Below are 23216 nucleotides of genomic sequence, written 5' to 3'. Positions count from 1 at the left end.
GACGGCTAACTTATCAGTGTTCCAACATCTTCACCCGATACCACCCTGGCCAGATTGCCTGGCTTGTTCATATCGAAAACGATAATGGGTAAATGATTTTCCATACACAGCGTAAAGGCCGTCATATCCATAATACGCAAATTGTTGGTAAGGCATTCCTGGTAAGAAACCGTCTTATAACGCGTTGCGGTTGCATCTTTTTCGGGATCTGCAGTATAAACTCCATCTACCCTGGTACCTTTTAATATCACATCGGCATTGATTTCTATGGCCCTGAGCGAACCTGCCGTATCGGTTGTAAAATAGGGATTTCCGGTGCCGGCACCAAAAATCACCACGCGGTCTTTCTCTAAATGACGGATAGCACGCCGGCGGATGTAGGGCTCCGCTATCTGCTCCATATTTATTGCGCTTTGCAGGCGCGTAAACATGCCCGCTTTCTCCAGGCCTGCCTGCAAAGCCATTCCGTTGATGACCGTGGCTAACATGCCCATATAATCGCCATGCGCGCGCTCAATACCGGTTTGGGCCTCGTTCATGCCCCGGTATATATTGCCGCCACCGATAACAATAGCTACCTGCACACCTAAATCTACAATCGATTTTATTTCGATGGCATACTGGGTGATGACATCAGCGTCCATGCCGAAGTTTTTATTTCCCATTAACGACTCACCCGAAAGTTTTAACAAAATCCTTTTGTATTTAGGCTGCATTACTTTTATTTTATGGTTAATTGTGTGGCGAAGATAAGTTTATGGGCTGAAAAGATTCAAGGTTTATAGCCCGAAAAGTTACGAGGTCTGACGGTCTCCGTCTGACCGCTTAATTAGCGCCTGCAAATACCGCCTTCTTTTAAAGCTGATAGCAGCACCAAAAGATGACGCTGTGCGACGCAATTTTGTTGAGTTATATTTATTGCTGGGTTAATAAAAAAAATCATGTAATGATCAGGTTAGCTTTCGGGCAAATTCGCACTCAAAAAGGATGAAAAGTTTTATGCAAAATTCCTGTTCTGGCAGGCGTGTCACAAAAAAAAACATGTAAAAACATACATATGAAAAGACAGTTAGGCAGCAGCGATATTCAGGTTACGCCCATTACAATGGGCGCCTGGGCCATAGGCGGTTTTATGTGGGGAGGCAACGAAGAGAAAGATTCCATCGAAGCGATTGAAGCGTATATCGACCACGGGGTGACCTCCATTGATACCGCGCCGATTTATGGCTTCGGGTATAGCGAAGAGCTGGTGGGAAAAGCCATCAAAAACTATGATAGAAGTAAGCTGCAGATTCTGACCAAATTCGGAATGATCTGGGACGCTGAAAAAGGCGACTTCGCTTTCGAAGGAAAGGATAATCATGGCCAGTTGAGAAAAGTATATCGTTATGGCGGCTATGAAACCGCTCTGAGAGATGTGGAAGCGAGTTTGAAAAGATTGCAAACCGATTACATCGACCTGATCCAGTTGCATTGGCCGGATACGACCACGCCGATTGACGAAACCATGCGCGCCATGGAAAAAATGATGCAGGACGGGAAGGTAAAAGCGGTAGGTGTTTGTAACTACAACGCCGCGCAGTTAAAAGAAGCGGAGCAAACCATAAAATTGCAAAGCAACCAGGTGCCTTACAGTATGCTGAAGCGCGATATCGAAACTGCTGTTGTGCCCTATGCTATTGAAAATAATCTATCTATAATCGCTTACAGTCCGATGGAGCGCGGGCTGCTGACCGGCAAATACCAGAGCAGCGATGCACTGGCCGCCGACGACCACCGAACAAATTACTTTAAGCGATTCGACTTCGATAAAGTCGCAACCCTGACCGACAAACTCGCCGCACTGGCCGCGGAGTACCAGGCCACAACGGCTCAGTTAGTTTTAGCATGGACATTCCATCAGCCCGCTGTGGCAGCGGCTTTAGCAGGAGCGCGTAATGCCAAACAAGCGGCGGAGAATGCCAAAGCCATGGATATTCAGCTGAAGCCGGAAGACCTCGCTCGCATTGGTGAATGGATCGACACGATTTAACGCAGGACTGAAAAATTTAAAAGAAAAATATGAATACGATTTGCTTTGGTGAAATATTATGGGATGTTTTGCCGCACGAAAAAGTACCGGGTGGCGCACCTATGAATGTTTGCTATCATTTAAATCGTTTGGGTCAAAAAGCCTCCATCATCTCAAAAATCGGCAACGACGACAACGGTTTGCAATTGCTTCAATTTTTAAAGGGAAAGAACATTGATACTTCGCTTATTCAAACGGACAAGGAGCATCAAACAGGTATTGTGATTGCTACGCAAAAGGGCAATGAAATGGAATATGAAATTGCGCAGCCGGTGGCCTGGGATTTTATCGACTCCTCAAAAACATTGCTGGAGCAGGTCGCTGCGGCCGATTATTTTGTTTGCGGCAGCCTCGCCGCCCGCACCGCGCATTCCAGAAAAAGCCTGTATGCAATGCTTGAAGCAGCGACGACTAAGGTCGTCGATATCAACCTGCGGCCTCCACACTATGAGCGCCCCACCCTCGAACATTTAATGAAGCAGGCCGACCTGCTTAAGCTCAATAATCACGAACTGGCAATGATAACAGATTGGTACGGCGATGAAACAATTTTTGAAAAACAAGTGCTGTTGCTTAGCACAGCTTTCAGCATACCAACAATCATCATCACAAAAGGAGCAGATGGCGCCTCCCTGCTGTATAACGACAATTTTTATCATCATCCGGGTTACAAAGTAGAAGTCGCCGACACGATCGGCAGTGGAGACTCTTTCCTGGCAGGATTTCTTTCTAAACACATGGAAAACCAAAGCCCGGAAAATGCATTGGCATTCGCCTGCAAAATTGGTGCATTTGTAGCGTCTCAAAAAGGCGCTTGCCCCGACTATGAGATAGACGCTATTGAAAAACTAGATTTGAATCATGAATAAAGAAGCTTTTAAAAAATCACTTCAGGAGGGTGCAGTTCCGGAGGGCTTGTCCGAACTGCAAGCGGGCTTATGGCATGCCGCCAACGATAACTGGCAGGCGGCCCATGAAGTGGCCCAGGCCCACGAAGGAGAGAGGGATTTTGATCATTTGCACGCTTATCTGCACCGCGCCGAAGGGGATGAATGGAATGCCAATTACTGGTATCGGCGCGCCGGTGTTAAAATGCCGGACCAAAGTCTGCCCGACGAGTTGGATAATTTAATAAACCTTTGGCTGGTTTAGCCGTCAAAGCCACCATACTTAACTCATCAACTAATTCATCAATTATGTCTTCTAACGAAAAAGCTTGCTCACGCCGTTCCTTCCTGACATCTGCGGCACTGGCTTCTGCCGGCCTTATTTTCACAAACACGAACGACTGGGCAAATGCCTTCAATCAGAAAAAACCTAATTCAAAATTTGCCGGCGTGCAAATTGGAGCGATCACTTACTCTTTCAGAAGCATGCCTGAGAAAAATATTGCAGACATACTAAAATACATTGTAGCCTCGGGCGTGAGCGCCGTTGAACTAATGGGCGATGCCGTAGAAGCTTATGCCGGCAAGCCTCAAAAAGCAGATAAAGCCGCAGTGGCTGCCTGGCGCGCCCATGTGTCGATGGATAAGTTTAAAGAAGTCAGAAAAATGTTTGACAAAGCTGGCGTGAGCATTTACGCTTTTAAACAACCCGACGCCTTAGCGATGAACAGCACAGATGCTGAAATTGATTATTTGATGCGGGCGGCAAAAGTGCTGGGCGCTAAATCCGTCACCCTCGAACTACCCAAAAAAGCAGAACATACCGCGCGGCTGGGCTCTTTTGGAACAAAACATAAAATGTTTGTAGGCTATCACACACACCTGCAAGCCACCGACCAGGTTTGGGATGTCGCGCTTTCGCAATCGCCCTACAATTCTATCAATCTCGATTGCGGCCATTATATTGCAGCAGGCGGCGCTAATACGCGCGCATCGCTGCTCGCCCTCATTGAAGCCAAACACGACCGAATCACTTCTTTTCATATGAAAGACCGTAAGTCCAAACAAAACGGCGGCGATAATCTACCGTGGGGAGCGGGCGACACGCCGATCAAAGAAATACTGCTATTGCTGAAGCAAAAAAAATATGATATCCCGGTGTCGGTAGAGCTCGAATATAAAGTCCCCGAAGGCTCGGACGCGGTTAAAGAAGTTAAAAAGTGCGTAGGCTTTGCAAAAAATATTTTACTGCCCGGGTAAGCAGTACCTTTGTAATGCCAAAAAAAGAGCGCCCCGTCTCCAGGGCGCTCTTTAAAACTTATCATCAATGGGTTGAATTATCCCAGTGCTACTCTTTTAAACTCGGTAACTTTCACACCGCTTTCTTTCAAAAAGTCGCCAACCGATTTGCTGCCGTCTTTTACAAAAGCCTGCGCAGTCAAAGTTTGTTCTTTGAAGAAAGCGCCTAATTTACCTTCTGCAATTTTAGCCAGCATTTCCTCAGGCTTTCCAGCCATCTTAGGATCTTCTTTCATGATATCCATGATCACTGCTTTTTCACGAGCTACCACATCAGCGGGCACGCTGTCTGCGTCCACCGCCACAGGGCTTAAGGCCGCCACCTGCATCGCCACATCTTTACCAGCTTCAGGAGCTTCCTTATCCAGGCCCACTAAAACGCCGATACGGTTAGCGCCATGGATATACGATGCTACGTAAGGAGCCGAAATTTTTTCAAACTTAGTAATGCCAATTTTTTCGCCGATCGAAGCCAGCTTATCATTGATCAATTCAGAAACTTTGGTTCCGTTTACAGATGCCTCGTTCAATTCTTCGGCCGAATTGGCATTGCTTTCAATAGCCGCGTCTGCGATGCTTTTCACAAAAGCAACAAAGTCTTCGTTTTTAGATACGAAGTCCGTTTCACAGCTTATACAAACCACGATTCCTGTTTTATGATCAGCAGTAGTTTGAGCGATCACCACGCCTTCTTTTGCTTCACGGTCGCTACGCTTTGCCGCCACTTTTTGGCCTTGTTTGCGCAACCAGTCGATCGCTGCTTCAAAATCGCCGTTAGTTTCCGTCAGCGCTTTGCGGCAATCCATCATACCAGCGCCGGTAGCCTGGCGCAGCTTATTAATATCTTGTGCTGTAATTGTTACTGTAGACATTTTTAATTTTTTTGATTGTTGATTTATAGTCCGAGCCCTTCAGCTCTGCGTATAACCAAAATGATCTGATGCTATTTTTTTTTGAACCAACTGATGAATAAATATCTTCTTCCTTGCCACGCTCGCTTGTACAGCAGAACATCGCTCATCCCACAAACCCTTCGAACGACTTTTCATCAGGCAGGAGGCTTAAAACAAAAGTTGATTGCCCATGGCGCATCGCAACGAACCATGGACCATCAACCTGCTATAAATTATCTTCTGGGAGCTCCGCTTCTCGCGCCGCCTGTCGTCCTTCTGCGTTGTCCACCCTGGCCCTGACCTTGTCCGGTACCGCGTCCACGGCCGCCACGACCGGCTTCAGCTTCTGCTTCAGCCTGCAACTTCGCTGCCTGCTTTTCGTTTTCGTCAGCAAAATTATCTTCTACATCCTCATCTTTCGCTGCTTGTCTTTCAGCAAGACCTTCTTCGATAGCTGCGGTGATATAGTTTACAACGATAGCGATAGATTTAGTCGCATCGTCGTTCGCCGGGATAGCGAAATCAACTTTATTAGGATCGCAGTTGGTATCTACAACGCCGAAAGTGCTAACACCCAGGCGTTTTGACTCTGCCAATGCAATATGTTCGTGCCCGATATCAACGATAAACAAAGCGGCGGGAACACGGCCCAACTGAGCAATACCGCCCAACACTTTTTCCATTTTTTCTTTATCGCGCGTTAAAGTAAGGCGCTCTTTCTTTGTGATGCTGTCAAAAGAACCATCAGCCAGCATTTTTTCAATGCTCTGCATTTTCTTTACGCTTTTGCGCACCGTGTTGAAGTTGGTAAGCATACCACCCAACCAACGTTCTGTAACATAAGGCATGTTTACTCTCTGAGCACATTCAGTGACGATATCTTTCGCCTGCTTTTTAGTGCCGACAAAAAGAATTTTCTTGCCGCTGCGCGCAATTTGTTTCATGGCTGCAGCGGTTTCCTGCAAACATTCCACTGTTTTGTTGAGGTCAATGATATGAATGCCTTTTTTCTCAGCAAAAATGTAAGGCAACATTTTAGGATTCCATTTCTTTTTCAGGTGACCGAAATGTACGCCCGCTTCCAAGAGCTGCTGCTGTAATGATGTATTATTATTTTCCATTTGTCTATTTTGAAAAGTATTTTTAAACGTTCATAGTTCATAGTTAATAGTTCATTGCCATATGCTATGAACCCTGCCTGTCCGGCAGGCAGGCACAAACCATTACCTTTTAGAGAACTGGTAGCTCTTTCTTGCTTTTTTGTGACCGAATTTCTTCCGCTCTACAGATCTTGGATCGCGTTTCAATAAGCCGGCTGCTTTAAGAGCAGGGCGATAGTCGGCGCTGATATCAACGAGGGCGCGGGCAATACCCAGCATAGCTGCTTCTGCCTGGCCTTTAACGCCACCGCCAGCTGCATTGATTTTGATGTCAAATTTATCAGCCGCTTCAACAGCCTTTAACGGGCGTTCTACCTGGTTTTGCAGATAAACCAGTGAGAAATAATTTTTGTAATCCTTATCGTTCACAGTAATCGCGCCAGTACCCTTGCTGATGAAGATGCGGGTAACAGCTTCCTTACGGCGACCAACTGCATTTTTTTGTTTTTCCATTTATTTTATACTTTAAACGTTCGGCTGTTGGCAACAAGCATAGCGCTCATAGCTTATAGCCTATCGCATTTTTTAGAATTTAAGTTCCTTAGGTTGTTGCGCAGTATGAGGATGGTTTCCGCCTGCATATACAAAAAGTTTTTTGTACATCTTACGGCCCAAACGGTTTTTAGGCAGCATCCCTTTTACGGCTCTTTCGATAATCACTTCAGGACGGCGCTTTTGTAAATCGCTCGCCACTTCTTCTTTACGTCCACCGGGATATCCGCTGAAAGTGTCGTAAATTTTTTGATCCATTTTCGCTCCGCTCAACTTTACTTTTTCGCAGTTAGTTACGATTACATAATCTCCTGTGTCAACGTGCGGCGTGTAGGAAGCCTTGTGTTTACCGCGCAAAATAGCGGCAATACGGGAACACATACGACCTACGGTTTGATTAGTACCGTCGACAACGTACCAGTTACGCTGCACAGTAGCCTCGTTCGCATGCTTCGTGGTGAAATGTTGTTTGCTCATTTTAATTGATTCAATTTATTATTTAAAAAACCGGGCTATCCCCCGGTCCCCAACATTTGTCGGGGAATCCCCGCTCAAACCTTCGCTTGACTACGGGGGTGCAAAATTAGGCAGCTTGTCGCAGTAAACGAACAATTGATGCGATTATTTTTTATCGCACCTCTATAATAAATTGATTTTCAGTAAAATTTTTGCCAAAAAATTTCTAAAGGATGTCGAAAGTAGTGGCCAATCGGATATACCACATAGGAAATCAGCGCTCTTCCGCAGGCTATATTATTTGGCCTTTTCTTTTCCGGATGCCGGCTTAAGCGCTTTAATTTTAAATTTATGGAGCTTGCCGGGCCGGTGGGTAACCCCTTCTTCGAGTTCGTTAAGTTCGGTTAGCCAGTTTTTTAAAGCTATTTTTTTTCTGAAATTTCTTCGGTCTAAAGCTGTTCCTAAAACCGCCTCGTATAACTCCTGCAAGGCGCGCAACGAAAACTTTTCGGGGAGCAGGTTGTGCGCAACCGGATGGTCCATGATCTGCTCCTGCAACATTTTAACGCAGGTGTCCAATATTTGCTTATGGTCAAAAGCCAGCTTTTTTATTTTTTGAACCGGATGCCAATGCAAATCATTGCTGTTAATTTTTAGCTTATGGCTGTTGATATGTACCAATGAATAATAAGCCGTACTGATCACACGACCCGAAGGATGCCGGTTCACCGCGCCAAATGAATAAACCTGTTGCAAAAAAACATCGTCAAGGCCGGTTCGCTCTTTTAACACGCGGTAAGGCGCCGCGTCCAAATCTTCATCTGGTTTAACCAGATCGCCCAATAAAGAATACAATCCTGAAAATTCTTCAAAATCAGACTTTATAAGCAGTACTTTCAGTTCCTTTTCTTCGTAGCCAAAAATCACACAGTCCACTGAAACAGCAATATTGAAGTATTCCGGATGACTTGTTTTCTCGGCTGCGGCGCTTTTTAAGTTGGTAATATCTGACATCTTTTTAATCGTGTGCTCTATACACAAACCTAAGGGAATTTGTTGACGATTCAAACACCATTTTTGTAGATCTTTTGTAAAGCATATAAAAGAAATAACAGCCGAAGAAAAAACCATGCACTGAATTGAAAAGGCCCGTTGATTTGTAAGTTCTTACTATTTTTATCGCATGTATAACAAAGATAAAACGGTAGCCCTGCAAACTATTACACAGGAGTTTTTAAAAGATAAAAGCGATCAGCTCGCCGACGAAAACCATCTGGATCAGTTAAAACAGGCCTTGCGTTTTCACGAATACCGCTATTATGTATTGAGCGATCCGCTGATTGCCGATGGCGAATATGATCAGTTATACAAGCTGCTGGAAAGAACCGAACAAGCCCGTCCTGAGTGGGTAACCAAAGATTCGCCCACACAGCGCGTCGCAAAAGAATTTACGGGGAACTTTGTTACGGTGCAACACCTGGTTCCTATGTTGTCGCTCGATAATTCTTATAACGAAGCCGACCTTAAAGACTTTGACCGTAAAGCCCGCCAGTTATCAAAACGCGACCAGATTACTTATTGCGTGGAACCTAAGTTTGACGGAGGCAGCATTTCGCTTATTTATGAAAACGACCTACTGGTGCGCGGCGCCACCAGAGGTAATGGTGTAGCTGGCGACGATGTAACGGCCAATGTGAAGCAAATCCGCTCGCTGCCGCTATCGGCGCGGTTTAGCGACTATGGGCTACAGCAGGTGGAAATACGCGGCGAGGTGTTGATGAATAAAAACAATTTCAAAAAGTATAACGACAGCATCGTGGAAAAAGGATTGGCGCCACTCGCCAACCCGCGTAACGCGGCTGCCGGCGCATTGCGCATCAAAGACGCATCAGAAGTAAAAAGAAGAAATCTCGAAGCCTTTGTTTATCATATCAGCGATTTTACGCTTTTGCCGGGCAAAGCCTTGCCGGCTGCGCTGACTTCGCATGACGGCGCGCTTCAACTGCTTTGGGATTTAGGATTTAGAAGCCCGGTAAAAGAAATGCGTGTTTTCAACCATATCGATACCGTTATAGACTATTGCCTCAAATTTGAGGAAGAAAGAGATAACCTGCCTTATGAAATTGACGGCATGGTGATTAAAGTGAATGATTTCGAGCTACAGGATCAGCTGGGCATGACTTCTCATCATCCGCGCTGGGCCATGGCTTTTAAGTTTAAAGCCAGGCAGGGCACCAGTAAATTGCTCCATGTGGAGTTTCAGGTGGGCCGAACCGGATCTATCACACCCGTTGCCAAAATAGAGCCTGTACCTATCGGCGGCGTTACCGTAAGTTCTATTTCGCTTTTCAACGAGGACGTTATCAAAGAAAAAGATCTGATGATCGGCGACACCGTTTTGGTAGAGCGCGCTGGCGACGTTATTCCTTATATCGTTAAACCCTTATCAGAATTGCGCTCCGGCGCAGAACAGCCCATCAGCTTTCCCCAAAATTGCCCCATTTGCGACAGCACGCTTTTTAAAGAAGAGGGCGAAGCGGCCTGGCGTTGTGTCAACATCGAATGCCCTGCCCAGGTGGTGGAGCGAATGGTGCACTACGTGAGTAAAGACGCGCTTGACATCAGGGGTTTGGGTGAAGCCAACATCAAAAAGTTTTTCGAACTCGGGCTTTTAAAAGACATTCCCGGTATTTATAAATTGGATTATGAAGCTATTAGCCAATTGGAAGGATTTGGCGCCAAATCGATCGACAACTTGAAGCAGGCCATTGCGCTTAGCAAAAAACAACCGCTGCATCGCCTGATTTTTGCCCTTGGTATCCGCTTTGTGGGCGAAACCACCGCTAAAGTGCTTGCGCAAAGGGTGGGCCATTTGTTTGAATTGAAGGGCCTGACCCAGGAAGAACTTCAATCGCTGGAAGATATAGGTCCAAAGGTAGCAGGCAGCATCGTTCATTTTTTTACCAACGACGACAATATTAAAATGCTGACTGAACTCGAATCGCTTGGCGTGGAAATGAAGAATGAGAACAAAACCACACATGGCAGCGGCGAGTTGGCCGGCGTCACTTTCCTGTTTACCGGAACATTGCCCACACTCAAAAGAAGCGAAGCAGAAGCGATGGCGGAGGAAAGGGGCGCTAAAATATTGAGCGGCGTGAGCGCCAAGTTGAACTACCTGGTAGTGGGCGAAGATGCGGGAAGCAAACTCGATAAAGCAAAAAAGCTAAACACGGTAAAGATCATTACCGAGGCCGATTTTCTGCAGATGCTACATTAACAGCGCCGGCTTTATTAAGGTTCATCCAACACGCGGACACTGCGCGAAAAGCTTTCTTCCAGAGAAATCAGCGTTTCTGTACGTTCAATACCTTTTATTTTCTGTAATTTTTCATGCAACACGATGCGCAGCTCAGAAATATCTTTACAAACAATTTCCGCAAACATGCTGTAATTGCCGGTCGTGTAATTCAGGCGGACGATCTCCTTTATTTTGTGCAGTTCTTTTGCCACCGAATCATATAAGGAACTTTCTTTCAGGTAAATGCCAATAAAGGCAATAACATCATAGCCCAGCAATTTTAAGTCAGGATTGAGCCGGGTTCCTTTTACAACGCCGTCCTTTTGCAGCTTTTTTATCCGGACGTGGATGGTACCCCCGGAAACAAATAATTTCTTCCCCAAATCGGCATAAGATATTTCTGCATCGTCCATCATGTGTTCGATAATTTGCAAATCGAGGCGGTCGAGCGTTGATTTAGAATTCATAATTCAGCAGCTTAAATTTGATAAAATCTAATGTATAGAGCAATTTATTAAATAAATACTATATTTTAAAATTTTTTATTAAAACATTTGGAAGGAATATGCCATAATCTTTACTTTTGTTTTATCAACGACTGAAAGTAGATTCAGTTCAAGATCTTTAAAATTGTGGGGTGATGAAATTTTTGGCAGACATGCCCTCTTGTCTCGAGGGTGAGGAGCCCGGGATAAACACAGCATAGAGCCGACCGTCAGGCCGACCAGGATTGACCACTAACTTTGTGTTGCGGCTAACCGCCTCGTGGAGGTTCGACCCCTCCCCCTACAGCTTTTAAAAAACCTTTTCGCTTTGCGGAAAGGTTTTTTTGTTTTTACAATATGCCGAGGTCTCCCGAAACCTGCATTATCAAGAACTACCTTTCACTCACAGCCAAAACACTAACCACTCACCAGGCTTTCAAATATAATTTTTTTATTCATAATAGTTAGGCCATACCTGCTATTTTTGTAGCAAACCACTATCAATCAATATGAAAAAAATGATGATGCTCGGGCTGACATTCGTTTGCCTGCAATTAGCCGCTCAGGACAAAACGGTTCAGAACCTGAAAAAAGAATCGCAAAGAACGATCACCAAAGATCCAAATGACACTACCAACAAAGTTTGGAAAACAGGAGGGTTTGTAGGTTTAAATGTAGCGCAGGGCTCGCTCAGCAATTGGGCTGCCGGTGGCGATAAATTCTCACTCGCTGTTAATGGTAATCTTAGTTTATACGCATTTTACAAAAAAGACAAGCACAGCTGGGATAATTCTCTGGATATAAATTTGGGTTATATCAACACCACATCTTTGGGCAGCCGAAAAAACGACGACCGGGTTGACCTGGTGTCTAAATACGGGTACGCGATCGGGTCGAAGTGGAATGTCGGCGCCTTATTTAATTTCAGGTCGCAGCTTTTTAAAGGTTATACCTATGAAGATGACGGGAACCGCACCCTCAGCTCCAATTTTCTTTCGCCCGCCTACGTTTTGCTCAGCCCGGGCTTCGAGTGGAAACCCAATAAAGAATTTTCAGCGTTCTTGTCGCCGGCTACGGTGCGTTGGACGATCGTCAACAACGATTCGCTATCAGCCGCGGGCGCTTATGGCGTAGACATGGGCAAGCATGTTAAAACAGAATTCGGCGCTTTTGCTTCGTTGAATTACCTGAAAGAAATTAATAAGATGTTTTCCTATAAAAGCAAGCTCGACCTTTACGCTAATTATCTCGAAAAGCCCAAAAATATCGACTTGTATTGGACGAACCTGATCAACATGAAACTGGCCAAATTTCTCACCGTCACTTATAGCCTTGATATGATCTACGATGACGACGCGAGATTATTCGGGCCCAATAATACTTCACCAGCCACTCAAATCAAATCAATGCTGGGATTAGGTTTTTTAGTGAAGTTTTAAGACGGGGAGACGGGTGCATTGCATAATTGCAAAAACTGGCCGACTGCCTCACGCAAGAGACTATCATCCGTATTTACAAATCCGTCGTAATCGAACTGCACAGCGCGATTTATTAAGGCCGGCAAATCGAGATCTTCCTGGTTACCCATTAAGGCAAACCCTTTTTTCATCAGGTAGTCTCCGAGGTATAACTGCTCGGTTTGGCCGGGCGTGGGTACCAGGATCGACCTGGCTCTTATCTGGTTGATGTCCATCACGGAACTATAGCCGCTTCTGCAAACGACAAAAGCCGCCTCCTGCAACAGCGTGGATAATTCGCTTTTAGAAAGATGGTTAAAAATCGTGGCATTTTTCACCGCAGGCATTTCCGTTTCTAAGGGTACGCCTCTGACGATTACGGGATGATAGTCGAGCTTGCCGATCTGGCTGATGATTTTTTGTTCAAAAATCGTTCTTTGCGGTTCGGGGCCTGACAGCAGGAAAACGATCTTGCGCTCGTTTTTTTCAACATGTGGAGTAAGTTCTATTCGCGATAACGCCCCAATATACCGGCAAACAATCCCAGGCATAATGTCAGGGTGAGACAGCGATCCGGCCAAATTCGCGAGGCCGGGGAAATCTGGGATCCAACAGGTAGAAAATCTATGGATATATCGGTAATTCATGCGCCTTGCCAATACGGCTGAAAGACGGCCGCCTTTAGTTTGGAGCTGCAATTGGTGAGTGATAAAAGCGCAGGGAAGGCCGGGGGCATACAGTCCAAAGCGGTTGTCACTGATCACGCCGTCTATTTTCAATTCGTCGACAATCCGCCGCAGCCATTTGTTTTCGCGCCTGATAGCTGCAAGAATGCGTGGCGCCTGCCTTAGCATTTTTAAAAAAAATCCGCCGCCCGATTTACTGTAGCGCACCCGGTAGCCTTCCAATGGCAAAAACCTGCAATTTGGGAATAGGGGCGCGAGAAGCGCCTGCTGCTCTTTGTTGCCCGCTAAAATAACCGTGGCGCCCTGTCTTTTTAATTCTTCTATCACCGGCACACACCGGGTGGTATGCCCCAATCCCCAATCTAAAGGAGCAACGAGAATTTTAAGTGGGGAGATCGCATTCATGAGGCGCTGAATAAAAAAAATATAAAATTCAACTTTTAAGATGAATTAATTGTAAAATAAAGTAAATTTACTATTACACTTTCTACTATTGCCTTGTAATGAATAAATATCGCCGCGATATCATATTGGTCATAAAAAACGAACAGGTAAGCCCCGACGCCATTGATACCCGCGTTGAATACCTCAATGATCTGATCGGCTATGTTGACAACGTAGACGGCTTTTGCCGCGCACATGAATTGGTTACCCGTTATAAAATCACTTCCAACAAAAATAAAATAATGGCAGCCGCGAGCCGTGAGCGGCTCAGGCCCTTCCGATTTTTACTTAATAAGAACTAAAAAAGCCCCTTTTTTGAGGGGCTTTTTCAATTAAAATTTTATTTCGTCGTCGTTAGCATCAAAGAAGTGATATTCTGTTAGTTGGTAGGAAGTGTCTTTTTCCAATCTGGTTTTTTGGCCAAATTTCTTATTCCATTTCGCCACTTTATTGCTAAACCAAAGACCCTTTGTCAGATAAGCGTGCATAATGGGATGCACTACCAATTTCAGGTTTTTATGTTTGTGAGTGATCAGGTAGTTTAAGTTCTTTTCAATCTCATCTTCCAATACGAGGGTAGATGATATTTTCCCGCTGCCGTTGCAGCTCGGGCACATTTCCTGTGTATTGATATTCACTTCGGGGCGCATCCGTTGCCTTGTAATCTGCATCAAACCAAACTTCGAAATGGGCAATACCGAGTGCTTCGCCCTGTCGGCCGTCATCACCTCGTCCATCTTATCGTAAAGCTTTTTCTTATTTTCAGCCAGCTTCATATCGATAAAATCTACGACAATAATGCCTCCAATATCCCTGAGCCTTAGTTGCCTGGCAATTTCGGCAGCCGCTTCCAGGTTAGTTTCCAATGCGTTTTGCTCCTGATTGTTTCCTACGTTCTTATAACCGCTGTTTACATCGATCACATGCAGGGCTTCGGTATGTTCTATAATCAGATAGGCGCCGCTGGTTAAGGTAACAGTTTTCCCAAAAGAACCTTTTACCTGCTTCGTAATGCCGAGCGTATCAAAAACATTTCCCTGCGCCTGGTTTACTATTTCAGCTTTCTCCGGGGCTATACGCTGGATATAACTCTTTGTTTCGGTAAAAATATTTTTGTCGTTGGTAACAATCCGGTTGTAGTCAGCGCTCAATAAATCGCGCAGAATACTGTTGGTTTTGTTTTGCTCGCTGAAAATTTTAGACGGCGCAACGGCACCCCGCAAATTTTGCTGCACTGTTTTCCAGATATTAACCAGGTTCCCCAGGTCTTCATAGAGCTCTGCCGTATTCTTTCCCTCGGCTGCCGTACGCACAATCACACCGAAGTTTTTTGGCTTTACTGCTTCAATTATGCGTTGTAAACGTTTCCGCTCTTCAGAGGAATGGATCTTTTTAGAAACAGCAACAATATTATTAAACGGCGTAATAACCACGAAACGGCCCGGTAGCGATAACTCGCAACTTAATCTCGGACCTTTCGCAGCAATAGGCTCTTTTAATATCTGCACCAAAACATGAGGCCTGCCACCCATGACTTCACTGATCTTGCCGGTTTTTACAATTTCGGGTTCTACCTGGAATTTTGAAAAATCGATGGGGTTGGCATCGGTGGCTGACATAGCAAGGTTGGTAAACTTCAGCAGCGATTTGGCATAGGGGCTTAAATCGGTATAATGTAAAAATGCATCTTTCTCAAAACCAACGTCTATGAAAGCTGCATTGAGCCCCGGCATAAGCCTTTTTACTTTGCCAAGATACAAATCTCCTACAGCAAAGCGGGCATCACTTTTTTCGCTATGCAACTCCACCAGCTTTTTGTCTTCCAACAAAGCTATTTCTACGCCGGTGGGAGCGGCATTAATTACAATTTCTTTATTCATTACATAGTGAACATGAACTAGGCCTTAAAGGTAAACCTACTTTATGCGTTATTTAAATGCAGGCAAAAAAGTATATGGCATTAAAGGCTGGAAAATGCATATAACGATAAAGTATCCGAAAACGAATATATTACATAAAACCCCGAGAAAAATCTACGGGGTTCTATGTAGAATATTTTATAGAAAGAAAAGCTTATTTCTTTTTATGACGGTTTTTTCTAAGTCTTTTTTTGCGTTTGTGAGTTGCAATTTTATGACGTTTTCTTTTTTTACCACAAGGCATAGTTAAATAATTTAATTCTTGTTAATTATAATAGTTAATTCAGCTTTTTAAGGCCTTAATTCTTTTTTTAAGTTCGGCTTCCATTTCAGGATGCTCTTTTACAAGCGGCAGCGCCTGCTGATAATATTTGATCGCATCCTGCTTTTGCTGTTGTTTTTCATAAACATCAGCGAGCAGCAGTATCGCCTGAAGATTTTTAGGATCTAATTGTGTTACGGTTTGCAGCCGCGCTTTCGCCTTGTCCGTTTGCCCGCTCATCAGCGAACCCATTGCCAGCGTCATCTGCGCGTATATATTGGTGCTATCCTTCTCCACTACTTCCCTGATTTTGCTGATTCCTTCCATTGGCGCATTTGAAATGCCGCCAAATAAATAGGTAGCTCCCAGCCCCACTTTCGCCGAATCATTATCAGCATTTATCTTCAAAGACCTCTCAAACAAATCCTTTGCCTGAAGCGCCATCCATTTTGCAACATCTCCGTTTTCAACATTCTGAAGATTGTTTAAAAACAAATGGCCTGCAAAATTGAGGTTTTTTTCTGAATTTTCCAACCGTGCACTTTCAGAGGTGTACCAGGCGTAGGGAATAAATGCCTTTCCCTTGTCTTTCCAGAACTGCGAAAGCTGGTGATAATGGTGTAATTTTTGGCTATTGTCGGTTTCGGCGGAAGCCGCAGATTCAAGCTTGGAAACCGCAGCAGCATCGTCCTGCGAAAGCTTTTCTTTCAACACTCCCAGTGCGCTATCAATTGAAAATGAAGTATTTGCCACGTCAGCGGCAGCTGTTGACGGATTTTGGTCGTGCTGGTGCCCTTCGTGGTTGCCAGCTTCGTGAGCGTCGGGTTTTGTTTTACCAAAAGCCCAAATCAAACACAAGACAACAACCGCTACTAAAATAGTTAAATATTGAGGTTTCTTCACATTGAAAAAAATTTGAACTGCAAAGGTAACCCCAATATGCTATAAATTGTTTAAAAAAGAGTGGAAAGGCCTTAGGCAAAGGCCTTGATTTTTAGTTTTGGCTAATCTTCAGCATCCTCACCCGGGCCGTCATCGGCTTTTGGCTCTTTCAACTTTTTTACCTCGCTGCTGAATTCTTTGGCTGGTTTGAACGCAGGAATATAATGTTCGGGAATATGAACCGCCACGTTTTTCTTAATATTGCGGCCGATCTTCGCAGCTCTTTTTTTGGTTATAAAACTACCAAATCCGCGGATGTAGATGTTTTCGCCAGAAGCCAGGGTATCCTTAACTTCTTTAAACATAGTTTCAAGCGTTACCAACACGTCTACTTTCGGTATTCCGGTTTTATCCGAAATCTTATTTACTAAGTCTGCCTTTCGCATAGATTTAATATTATTTTAACTAAAAAACTGAATCGTAATCCAGTGTGTTATACATACTTACAGAACTCTTATACACAATTATTAATCCAAACTTCGTTTACGCTTGTAAATACCTAAAAAACTTTGAGCAATTTAACACATAAATATCTGACTGTCAATAAATTTTCAGAAAATCTGTTAAAGTGGAACCGATACCGCAATAAACGGAAAATGCCCTGGAAATTTGAGAAAGATCCGTACAAAATCTGGCTGAGCGAAATCATTTTACAGCAGACGCGCGTGGAGCAGGGTTTAAGTTATTACTGCAACTTTATTGAGCAGTTTCCCACCGTGAAAGATTTGGCAACAGCAGATGAAAAAAAAGTGTTCAAATTGTGGGAAGGACTGGGCTATTACTCCCGCTGCCGCAACCTGATAGCAACCGCAAAATTTATACATACGGAATTAAAAGGCGTTTTCCCCGACAGTTATGAAGGCCTGCTGCAACTAAAAGGCGTTGGCCCTTATACCGCTGCTGCTATTGCCTCCTTTGCCTTCAACCTCCCCTACGCCGTGCTTGATGGCAACGTGTTTCGCGTACTCGCCAGGTTTTTTGCCATCGACCTGCCTATCGATAGTACTGCCGGGCGAAAGAAATTTGCGGAAATGGCCGGGCAGGCGCTCGATAAGAAAAAGGCGGCTTTGTACAACCAGGCTATTATGGATTTTGGAGCGACGGTTTGCAAACCCGTTGCGCCAGATTGCCACCTGTGCGCATTGAATCAATCTTGCAGGGCTTTTGCGGAAGGAAAAGTTCAGGTTTTACCTGTTAAGGAAAAAACAGTGAAACAACGAACCAGGTTTTTTTATTTCTTCCTCATCCGCTTTTCGACGGTGGTGGCAATCCGCGAGCGAGCGGAGAAAGATATCTGGCGGCATTTACATGAATTTCCAATAATCGAACTTGACAGCATCGAACCGCCTGAAAAAGCCATTGAAACAGCCGTGAAAAGAAATTGGATTCGTGAAGGAGATGTTACAAAAGTCATTAAAAAGAAATACACGCAGAAACTAACCCATCAAACAATTCATGCTTTTTTTATCGAATGTGAAGTCGAAAAAAATCCAAAAGGCCTCGGGGAGTTTGAATGGTCGACATGGCAACAGATGCAAGACCGTTCCTTCCCTCGTATTATAAACGATTATTTCTCTGACCATTATCCTGAATATAGCGCCTGAGCGCAGCCAACGAATGGGTGCCATGCGCCGCGCCTGGCGGCTATGAGCGGCAAAGCGGGTGATTGATTTTTGCATTTATTTTCTTCAAGTGGCTAAAAAAAATTAATTTTAGATCAACAATAGCCTAGTTCGCACATACAGAAGAAAAATTTATAATTAATATGAGAGGAGTTAACCGTGTTATGTTGATCGGCAACCTGGGAAAAGATCCGGAAGTTCAACTGCTTGAAGGGAATATCGCGGTCGCAAAATTTCCATTGGCGACGACAGAAACTTTTAAAGACAGGACAGGGAAACTTGTTTCGCAAACCGAATGGCACACTGTAGTTTTATGGCGCGGGCTCGCTGATCTGGCACAAAAATTTCTTCACAAATCAAGCCTGGTATATATTGAAGGAAGGCTACGCACGCGTAGCTGGGAAGATAAAGATGGTGTAAAAAAATACATTACAGAAGTAGTTGGCGAAAATTTGATCATGCTTGATAAAAAAGCCGATGCCCTCGCCCACGAGCAGGATGATCAGGATCCGAACAAAGTTGAACGCCCCTCTGGCGAAGACGAAGATTCAGATACTATTAACTTTTAGCTCATTTGATATTTCTCTGTTATATAGTAAAAAACACAAATCGTTACTGTTTTGTACACGTCCGTCGTCACCAATCTGTATTTGAATAATTTCCTGCAAATTGAATTGCAGGCCAGTGCGCAAAGCAGCACCATTCTCGTAGTGATTTTATTGCTGCTGGTTTTTCTTTCATTCTCAATTTCAGGATCGCAAGCTGCTATTTTTTCGCTTAGCGAAAAAGATATCGACGTGCTGAAAACCAAGCAGCAGCCCGCAGCCCGGCGTATTATCGATCTTCTAGACGAGCCGAAAGAAGTATACGCCTCGATGATCATTTCGAAAACCGTACTGAATATTTGTTTGATCATTTTAACGAACTATCTTATCAATCAATACACGCCGCCGGAATATTTGCACAGTGTTTACTCGATCGCCGGAAAGTGGCTGCTCATCGCCTTTTTCATTATTTTTCCTCTTGAAATTTTCCCGCGGGTCTGGGCCCGGCAGAATAGTTTACGCTTTGCTTACGAATGGCCGGTGTTGGTGTTTATTGTTGAAATGATCCATTTGGCGCTGGGCCGCATCAGCCGCGGCATTGTTACCGTTGCCGATGGGATGGGTAAAATTTTAGGCACCGACAATGCAGAGGCCTACAGCCTTCAGGAATTTGACGAAGCTATCGATATTCAAACAGATGATGAGGTTTCTCCGGAAGAGAAAAACATCATGAAAAGCATTGTAAAGTTTGGCAAAATATCGGTTAAAAAAGTCATGCGCAGCCGGCTCTACGTCAGCGGCATAGAATATGAAACTACTTTTGATCAACTGATCGAAAAAATAAAAGACGTTCGGTATTCCCGGCTGCCAGTTTACAAAGGCGACCTGGACGAAATTGAAGGCATTTTAAATACGAAGGACTTAATTCCGCATTTATACGAAGACAATTTTGACTGGCATTCGGTAATCCGGCCACCTTATTTCGTGCCCGATTCAAAACTGATTGAAGACCTGTTGCTTGAGTTTCAAAAAAAGCGCATGCACTTTGCGATCGTGGTGGACGAATTTGGCGGCACCAGCGGCATTATCACCATGGAAGACATCCAGGAAGAAGTGATCGGCGATATCAAAGATGAATTTGATGAAGACGAACTGAACAACAAAAAAGTAGATGAAAAAACCTACATTTTTGAAGGCAGTACCATGCTTCGCGATGTATGCAAAACGATGCATTTGCCGGTGGAAACCTTCGATGACGTGCGGGGCGAAAATGAATCTTTGGGTGGGCTTATCAATGAAATTTCGGGCGAATTGCCTAACCAAGGCAGCGTGGTGCGCTCGGGCGACTTTGAATTTACCGTTTTGGAGGTAGAGCGCAACAGGGTTAAAAAAGCCCAAATCGTAATTATGCTTCAATAAAACACCAACCTTCACGCCGCTGTATTAATTTTGCAGCATGATAATCATCGAGAACAAGATCATTAGCGACGATATTGTTGAAGCGCAATTTGTATGTGACCTTACAAAATGCAAAGGCGGCTGTTGCGAAGAAGGCGACGCCGGAGCGCCTTTGAGCAAGGAAGAGTTGAAAGAAGTCGATAAATACTATGATATCGTGAAGTCTTACATGACGCCGGAAGCTATTGAAGAAGTGGAGAAAAAAGGCCGCTATCAATATGACGAAGAGTTTGGATGGGTGACGCCTACACTGCCCAGCGATAACGAAATTTGTGTGTATGCTTACCGCGAACCTTCGGGCCTTATCAAATGTGGGTTTGAGCAGGCCTATAATGACGGCAAGATAAAATGGAAAAAACCGATCAGCTGCCATCTTTATCCTATCATCGCTTACAAAGGCAAACATGGCGACTATGAACGCCTGAATTACGAACCGCGACAACAACTTTGCAGCCCGGCCTGCCAACTGGGAGAAAAGCTAAAAGTGCCCGTTTATCAATTTTTAAAAGAGCCGCTGATAAGGAAATACGGAGCTGCATTTTACGAAGTGCTGGAGCAAGCGGTAGCCGCTCATCAACATGAACCCTGATATCTTGGATAAATTCAACGCTTCATTTTACAACCAATTTTATTTAGCGCCGGGCGGGCAATATTGCTGCAGGTAATTGGTGAACAGCGTTTGCAGATGCTGCGATGTGCCCTCTCCTTCCGAAATGCTGTGTGACCGGTTGGGATAGCTCATCATTTGAAATTGTTTGTTGTATTTAATCAGTTCGTTGATCAACATATCCGCATTATTATAATGCACGTTATCGTCTCCCGTTCCGTGTATATACAAAAGATTTCCTTTTAGATTTTTAGCGTGCGTCACCGGAGAGCCCTTTATATAGGGCGTTTCATCAAGCTGGGGAATACCCGAGTAACGTTCCTGGTAAATATTATCGTAGGTGCGTTGATTACCAACCGCGGCAATGGCAATACCGGTTTTGTAAATTTCCGGGAACTGAAACATCAGGTTCAGCGTGGTCGACCCACCGCCGCTCCATCCCCATACCGCCACGCGATCCGCATCCATATAAGGGCGTTTCAACAATTCTTTTGCCGCCATGGCCTGGTCGTGTATATTTAGGATGCCAATGTTCTTATACAACGCCTTCCTCCAGGTTCTTCCTTTTGGAACAGGCGTTCCGCGGCTGTCGATCGATACGTAAATATATCCGTCGCGCGCCATATCGCCTTTGTACAAAAAATTGCGGCCCGCACCATAACTGTCTTTCACCGTTTGCCCCCAGGGTTCCGTGTAAACATAGAAAACAACTGGATATTTTTTTGTACTGTCAAATTCATAGGGCTTCGCCATCCACGCGTCCATTTCAACGCCGTCCTCCGTGGTAATTTTAATAAACTCAACATTTGACTTTGCCCTGGCCCCGGCCGCCATTGCTTCATCTATCTTATTTTTTTCATTTATGGGCTGATGACCGGAAAGCTCAATCCATGCGGTGGCCGGCCGCGTATAATAGTTTGAAAAATTATGAACAGCATATTTCGCATTCGGGGAAACATCATAACTATTAGTCCCCGCGTATTTTTCAGGCGTTAGCAATTCAATGTTACCGCTGCCATTTAGCCTGGTTCGATACAGGTATTTTTGTGTGGCATTCTTTGGAGATGCATGAAAATAAATATAGCCTTCAGATTCATTAATAGCGGCAATATCCATCACATCATAATTGCCTTTTGTCACAAGCGTCTCCTTTTTACCTTCGCGGCTGATCTTATATAAATGGCGCCAGCCATCTTTTTCAGACGGCCATAAAAATGTCTTTCCCTCATCAAGCCAGTCCCAGCCTCCGTTAGCGTAATCTTCATCCCAGAGCGGCAAAATATCGAGCCACGCGCTGTCCCGCTCCTGATAAATAGTTTTGGCTTCGCCCGATGCGGCGCTGCAAACCATTAGCTTTGTTTCGTTTTGCCTTCTGTTGAGATGTTGGATTATCAATTCTTTATTATCAGGCGTCCACTCCATGCGCGGAACATAAGCGCCCCAAACGGCATCATCGGGCACGTTCATCCAATTAGTTTTTTGGCTTTGAAGATCCACTATACCAATTTTAAAAACGGATGGCTTTTCACCGGCCACAGGATATTCGATCGGAATCAGCTTTGGATAAATTGAGTCGGTGTTATTCACCATATGATACACTTTGGTGTCGCCGGTGATGATTTGCCAGTAGGCAATTTTTTTGCTGTCGGGTGACCAGCGAAAACCGTCGCGGCAAAAAAATTCTTCTTCATAAGCCCAATCAAAAGTTCCGTTAATATGCTTTCTATCACCCTTTGTGGTCAACGCCGTTATAAGGCCCGATTTCAAGTCTTCTACATATAGATTGTATTCGCTAACATAGGCCACTTTCGTAAGATCGGGCGATAGCTTTGCAAACATCAGCGATGAGGAAGGCCTGCCCTTTCCCAATTGCTTTAAGTTGCCGGATTTCAAATCATAAAGCCAGTAGTCGCCTCTTGTATCCTGCCTCCAAACCCTTTTTGCGTTATTATAGATAAGTATTTTCGAACCATCTTCACTGATAGCAAAACTCCGCATATCAATAGGCCGGGCACTTCCTGCGGGTGTGAGCTTTTCTCTTGAAAGATACACTTCGCTTGTATTTTGAGGAAGCGTGTATTTCAAAATACTGCCGGCCACCTGCTTGTAATAAGCATTGCCATCGGCCGACCAATGAATAGGTTGCGCCTGAGCGCATACACTAATCAATACACAAAAAACAAAGCAATAATATTTTTTCAACATAGCTGTTCATTTAAAAACCGTATTT

At 44.5% G+C, this 23216-nt stretch carries 23 protein-coding genes; 11 read left to right on the top strand and 12 right to left on the bottom strand.

Going from position 1 to position 23216, the window contains the following annotated elements; translation table 11 throughout:
- Window positions 1-5 precede the first annotated feature (5 nt).
- Window positions 6-716 (bottom strand): UMP kinase, encoded by a 711-nt coding sequence (pyrH, locus tag ABDK00_RS02335; protein ID WP_346237897.1) that lies wholly within the window; start codon window positions 714-716, stop codon window positions 6-8.
- Window positions 717-1057: 341 nt separating this feature from the next.
- On the opposite strand from pyrH, the gene ABDK00_RS02330 reads away from it, so the two are divergent.
- The 4 genes from ABDK00_RS02330 to ABDK00_RS02315 are packed head-to-tail and all read left to right on the top strand — an operon-like array spanning window position 1058 to window position 4218.
- Complete coding sequence (locus ABDK00_RS02330; RefSeq protein WP_346237896.1) at window positions 1058-2032, top strand: aldo/keto reductase; 975 nt, start codon at window positions 1058-1060, stop codon at window positions 2030-2032.
- Window positions 2033-2061: 29 nt separating this feature from the next.
- Complete coding sequence (locus ABDK00_RS02325) at window positions 2062-2940, top strand: carbohydrate kinase (protein ID WP_346237895.1); 879 nt, start codon at window positions 2062-2064, stop codon at window positions 2938-2940.
- Entirely contained in the window at window positions 2933-3223 is a 291-nt protein-coding gene (locus ABDK00_RS02320) for a hypothetical protein (protein ID WP_346237894.1), read from the top strand. Before ABDK00_RS02325 ends, ABDK00_RS02320 begins: the two co-directional genes overlap by 8 nt.
- 44 nt (window positions 3224-3267) lie before the next feature.
- Window positions 3268-4218: a sugar phosphate isomerase/epimerase gene (locus ABDK00_RS02315; protein WP_346237893.1), complete on the top strand. Its 951-nt coding sequence runs from the start codon at window positions 3268-3270 to the stop codon at window positions 4216-4218.
- Between the two features lie 77 nt (window positions 4219-4295).
- On the opposite strand, the gene tsf is transcribed toward ABDK00_RS02315, so the two are convergent.
- The 5 genes from tsf to ABDK00_RS02290 form a co-directional block, all read right to left on the bottom strand.
- Complete coding sequence (gene tsf, locus ABDK00_RS02310; RefSeq protein WP_346237892.1) at window positions 4296-5129, bottom strand: translation elongation factor Ts; 834 nt, start codon at window positions 5127-5129, stop codon at window positions 4296-4298.
- Between the two features lie 254 nt (window positions 5130-5383).
- Window positions 5384-6271: a 30S ribosomal protein S2 gene (gene rpsB, locus ABDK00_RS02305; protein WP_346237891.1), complete on the bottom strand. Its 888-nt coding sequence runs from the start codon at window positions 6269-6271 to the stop codon at window positions 5384-5386.
- Between the two features lie 102 nt (window positions 6272-6373).
- Window positions 6374-6763 (bottom strand): 30S ribosomal protein S9, encoded by a 390-nt coding sequence (gene rpsI / locus ABDK00_RS02300; protein ID WP_346237890.1) that lies wholly within the window; start codon window positions 6761-6763, stop codon window positions 6374-6376.
- A 72-nt stretch (window positions 6764-6835) separates the two neighbouring features.
- Complete coding sequence (rplM, locus tag ABDK00_RS02295) at window positions 6836-7279, bottom strand: 50S ribosomal protein L13 (protein ID WP_346237889.1); 444 nt, start codon at window positions 7277-7279, stop codon at window positions 6836-6838.
- Window positions 7280-7555: 276 nt separating this feature from the next.
- Complete coding sequence (locus ABDK00_RS02290) at window positions 7556-8326, bottom strand: NUDIX hydrolase (protein WP_346237888.1); 771 nt, start codon at window positions 8324-8326, stop codon at window positions 7556-7558.
- Between the two features lie 115 nt (window positions 8327-8441).
- Here ABDK00_RS02290 and ligA point away from each other — a divergent pair, with 115 nt between their 5' ends.
- Window positions 8442-10538, top strand: coding sequence for an NAD-dependent DNA ligase LigA (ligA, locus tag ABDK00_RS02285; protein WP_346237887.1), 2097 nt, complete (start codon window positions 8442-8444; stop codon window positions 10536-10538).
- A gap of 14 nt (window positions 10539-10552) precedes the next feature.
- Here ligA and ABDK00_RS02280 read toward each other — a convergent pair whose 3' ends face one another.
- Window positions 10553-11026, bottom strand: coding sequence for an Lrp/AsnC ligand binding domain-containing protein (locus ABDK00_RS02280; RefSeq protein ID WP_346237886.1), 474 nt, complete (start codon window positions 11024-11026; stop codon window positions 10553-10555).
- 527 nt (window positions 11027-11553) lie between these two features.
- Here ABDK00_RS02280 and ABDK00_RS02275 point away from each other — a divergent pair.
- Window positions 11554-12483: a DUF3078 domain-containing protein gene (locus ABDK00_RS02275; protein WP_346237885.1), complete on the top strand. Its 930-nt coding sequence runs from the start codon at window positions 11554-11556 to the stop codon at window positions 12481-12483.
- Here ABDK00_RS02275 and ABDK00_RS02270 read toward each other — a convergent pair.
- Window positions 12480-13592: a glycosyltransferase gene (locus ABDK00_RS02270; RefSeq protein WP_346237884.1), complete on the bottom strand. Its 1113-nt coding sequence runs from the start codon at window positions 13590-13592 to the stop codon at window positions 12480-12482. The genes ABDK00_RS02275 and ABDK00_RS02270 overlap by 4 nt on opposite strands.
- A 98-nt stretch (window positions 13593-13690) precedes the next feature.
- Here ABDK00_RS02270 and ABDK00_RS02265 point away from each other — a divergent pair, with 98 nt between their 5' ends.
- Window positions 13691-13933, top strand: a complete 243-nt coding sequence (locus ABDK00_RS02265) for a hypothetical protein (RefSeq protein ID WP_346237883.1) — start codon at window positions 13691-13693, stop codon at window positions 13931-13933.
- A 30-nt stretch (window positions 13934-13963) separates the two neighbouring features.
- Here ABDK00_RS02265 and ABDK00_RS02260 read toward each other — a convergent pair whose 3' ends face one another.
- From ABDK00_RS02260 to ABDK00_RS02250, 3 genes are all read right to left on the bottom strand, one after another.
- Window positions 13964-15511 carry an Rne/Rng family ribonuclease gene (locus ABDK00_RS02260; RefSeq protein WP_346237882.1) on the bottom strand — a complete coding sequence of 516 codons (1548 nt, stop codon included), beginning with the start codon at window positions 15509-15511 and terminating at the stop codon, window positions 13964-13966.
- A 322-nt stretch (window positions 15512-15833) separates the two neighbouring features.
- Entirely contained in the window at window positions 15834-16715 is an 882-nt protein-coding gene (locus ABDK00_RS02255) for a tetratricopeptide repeat protein (protein WP_346237881.1), read from the bottom strand.
- A 101-nt stretch (window positions 16716-16816) separates the two neighbouring features.
- On the bottom strand, window positions 16817-17140 hold the full coding sequence (locus ABDK00_RS02250; RefSeq protein ID WP_346237880.1) for an HU family DNA-binding protein: 324 nt from the start codon (window positions 17138-17140) through the stop codon (window positions 16817-16819).
- Window positions 17141-17263: 123 nt separating this feature from the next.
- Here ABDK00_RS02250 and mutY point away from each other — a divergent pair, with 123 nt between their 5' ends.
- From mutY to ABDK00_RS02230, 4 genes are all read left to right on the top strand, one after another.
- A complete protein-coding gene (mutY, locus tag ABDK00_RS02245) occupies window positions 17264-18358 on the top strand; it encodes an A/G-specific adenine glycosylase (RefSeq protein WP_346237879.1) in 1095 nt (364 codons plus the stop codon).
- A 161-nt stretch (window positions 18359-18519) separates the two neighbouring features.
- On the top strand, window positions 18520-18945 hold the full coding sequence (locus tag ABDK00_RS02240) for a single-stranded DNA-binding protein (RefSeq protein WP_346237878.1): 426 nt from the start codon (window positions 18520-18522) through the stop codon (window positions 18943-18945).
- A 51-nt stretch (window positions 18946-18996) separates the two neighbouring features.
- Window positions 18997-20340 carry a gliding motility-associated protein GldE gene (gene gldE, locus ABDK00_RS02235; RefSeq protein ID WP_346237877.1) on the top strand — a complete coding sequence of 448 codons (1344 nt, stop codon included), beginning with the start codon at window positions 18997-18999 and terminating at the stop codon, window positions 20338-20340.
- A 37-nt stretch (window positions 20341-20377) separates the two neighbouring features.
- Window positions 20378-20968, top strand: a complete 591-nt coding sequence (locus ABDK00_RS02230; RefSeq protein WP_346237876.1) for a DUF3109 family protein — start codon at window positions 20378-20380, stop codon at window positions 20966-20968.
- 39 nt (window positions 20969-21007) lie between these two features.
- Here the strand turns inward: ABDK00_RS02230 and ABDK00_RS02225 are convergent, their stop codons facing one another.
- Window positions 21008-23191, bottom strand: coding sequence for a S9 family peptidase (locus ABDK00_RS02225; protein ID WP_346237875.1), 2184 nt, complete (start codon window positions 23189-23191; stop codon window positions 21008-21010).
- Window positions 23192-23216 lie beyond the last annotated feature (25 nt).

Source organism: Niabella insulisoli, assembly GCF_039652435.2.
Taxonomy (GTDB): Bacteria; Bacteroidota; Bacteroidia; order Chitinophagales; family Chitinophagaceae; genus Niabella; species Niabella insulamsoli.
Note: the sequence above shows the minus strand (reverse complement) of the source record. Positions and strands in the feature narration are given on the sequence as shown.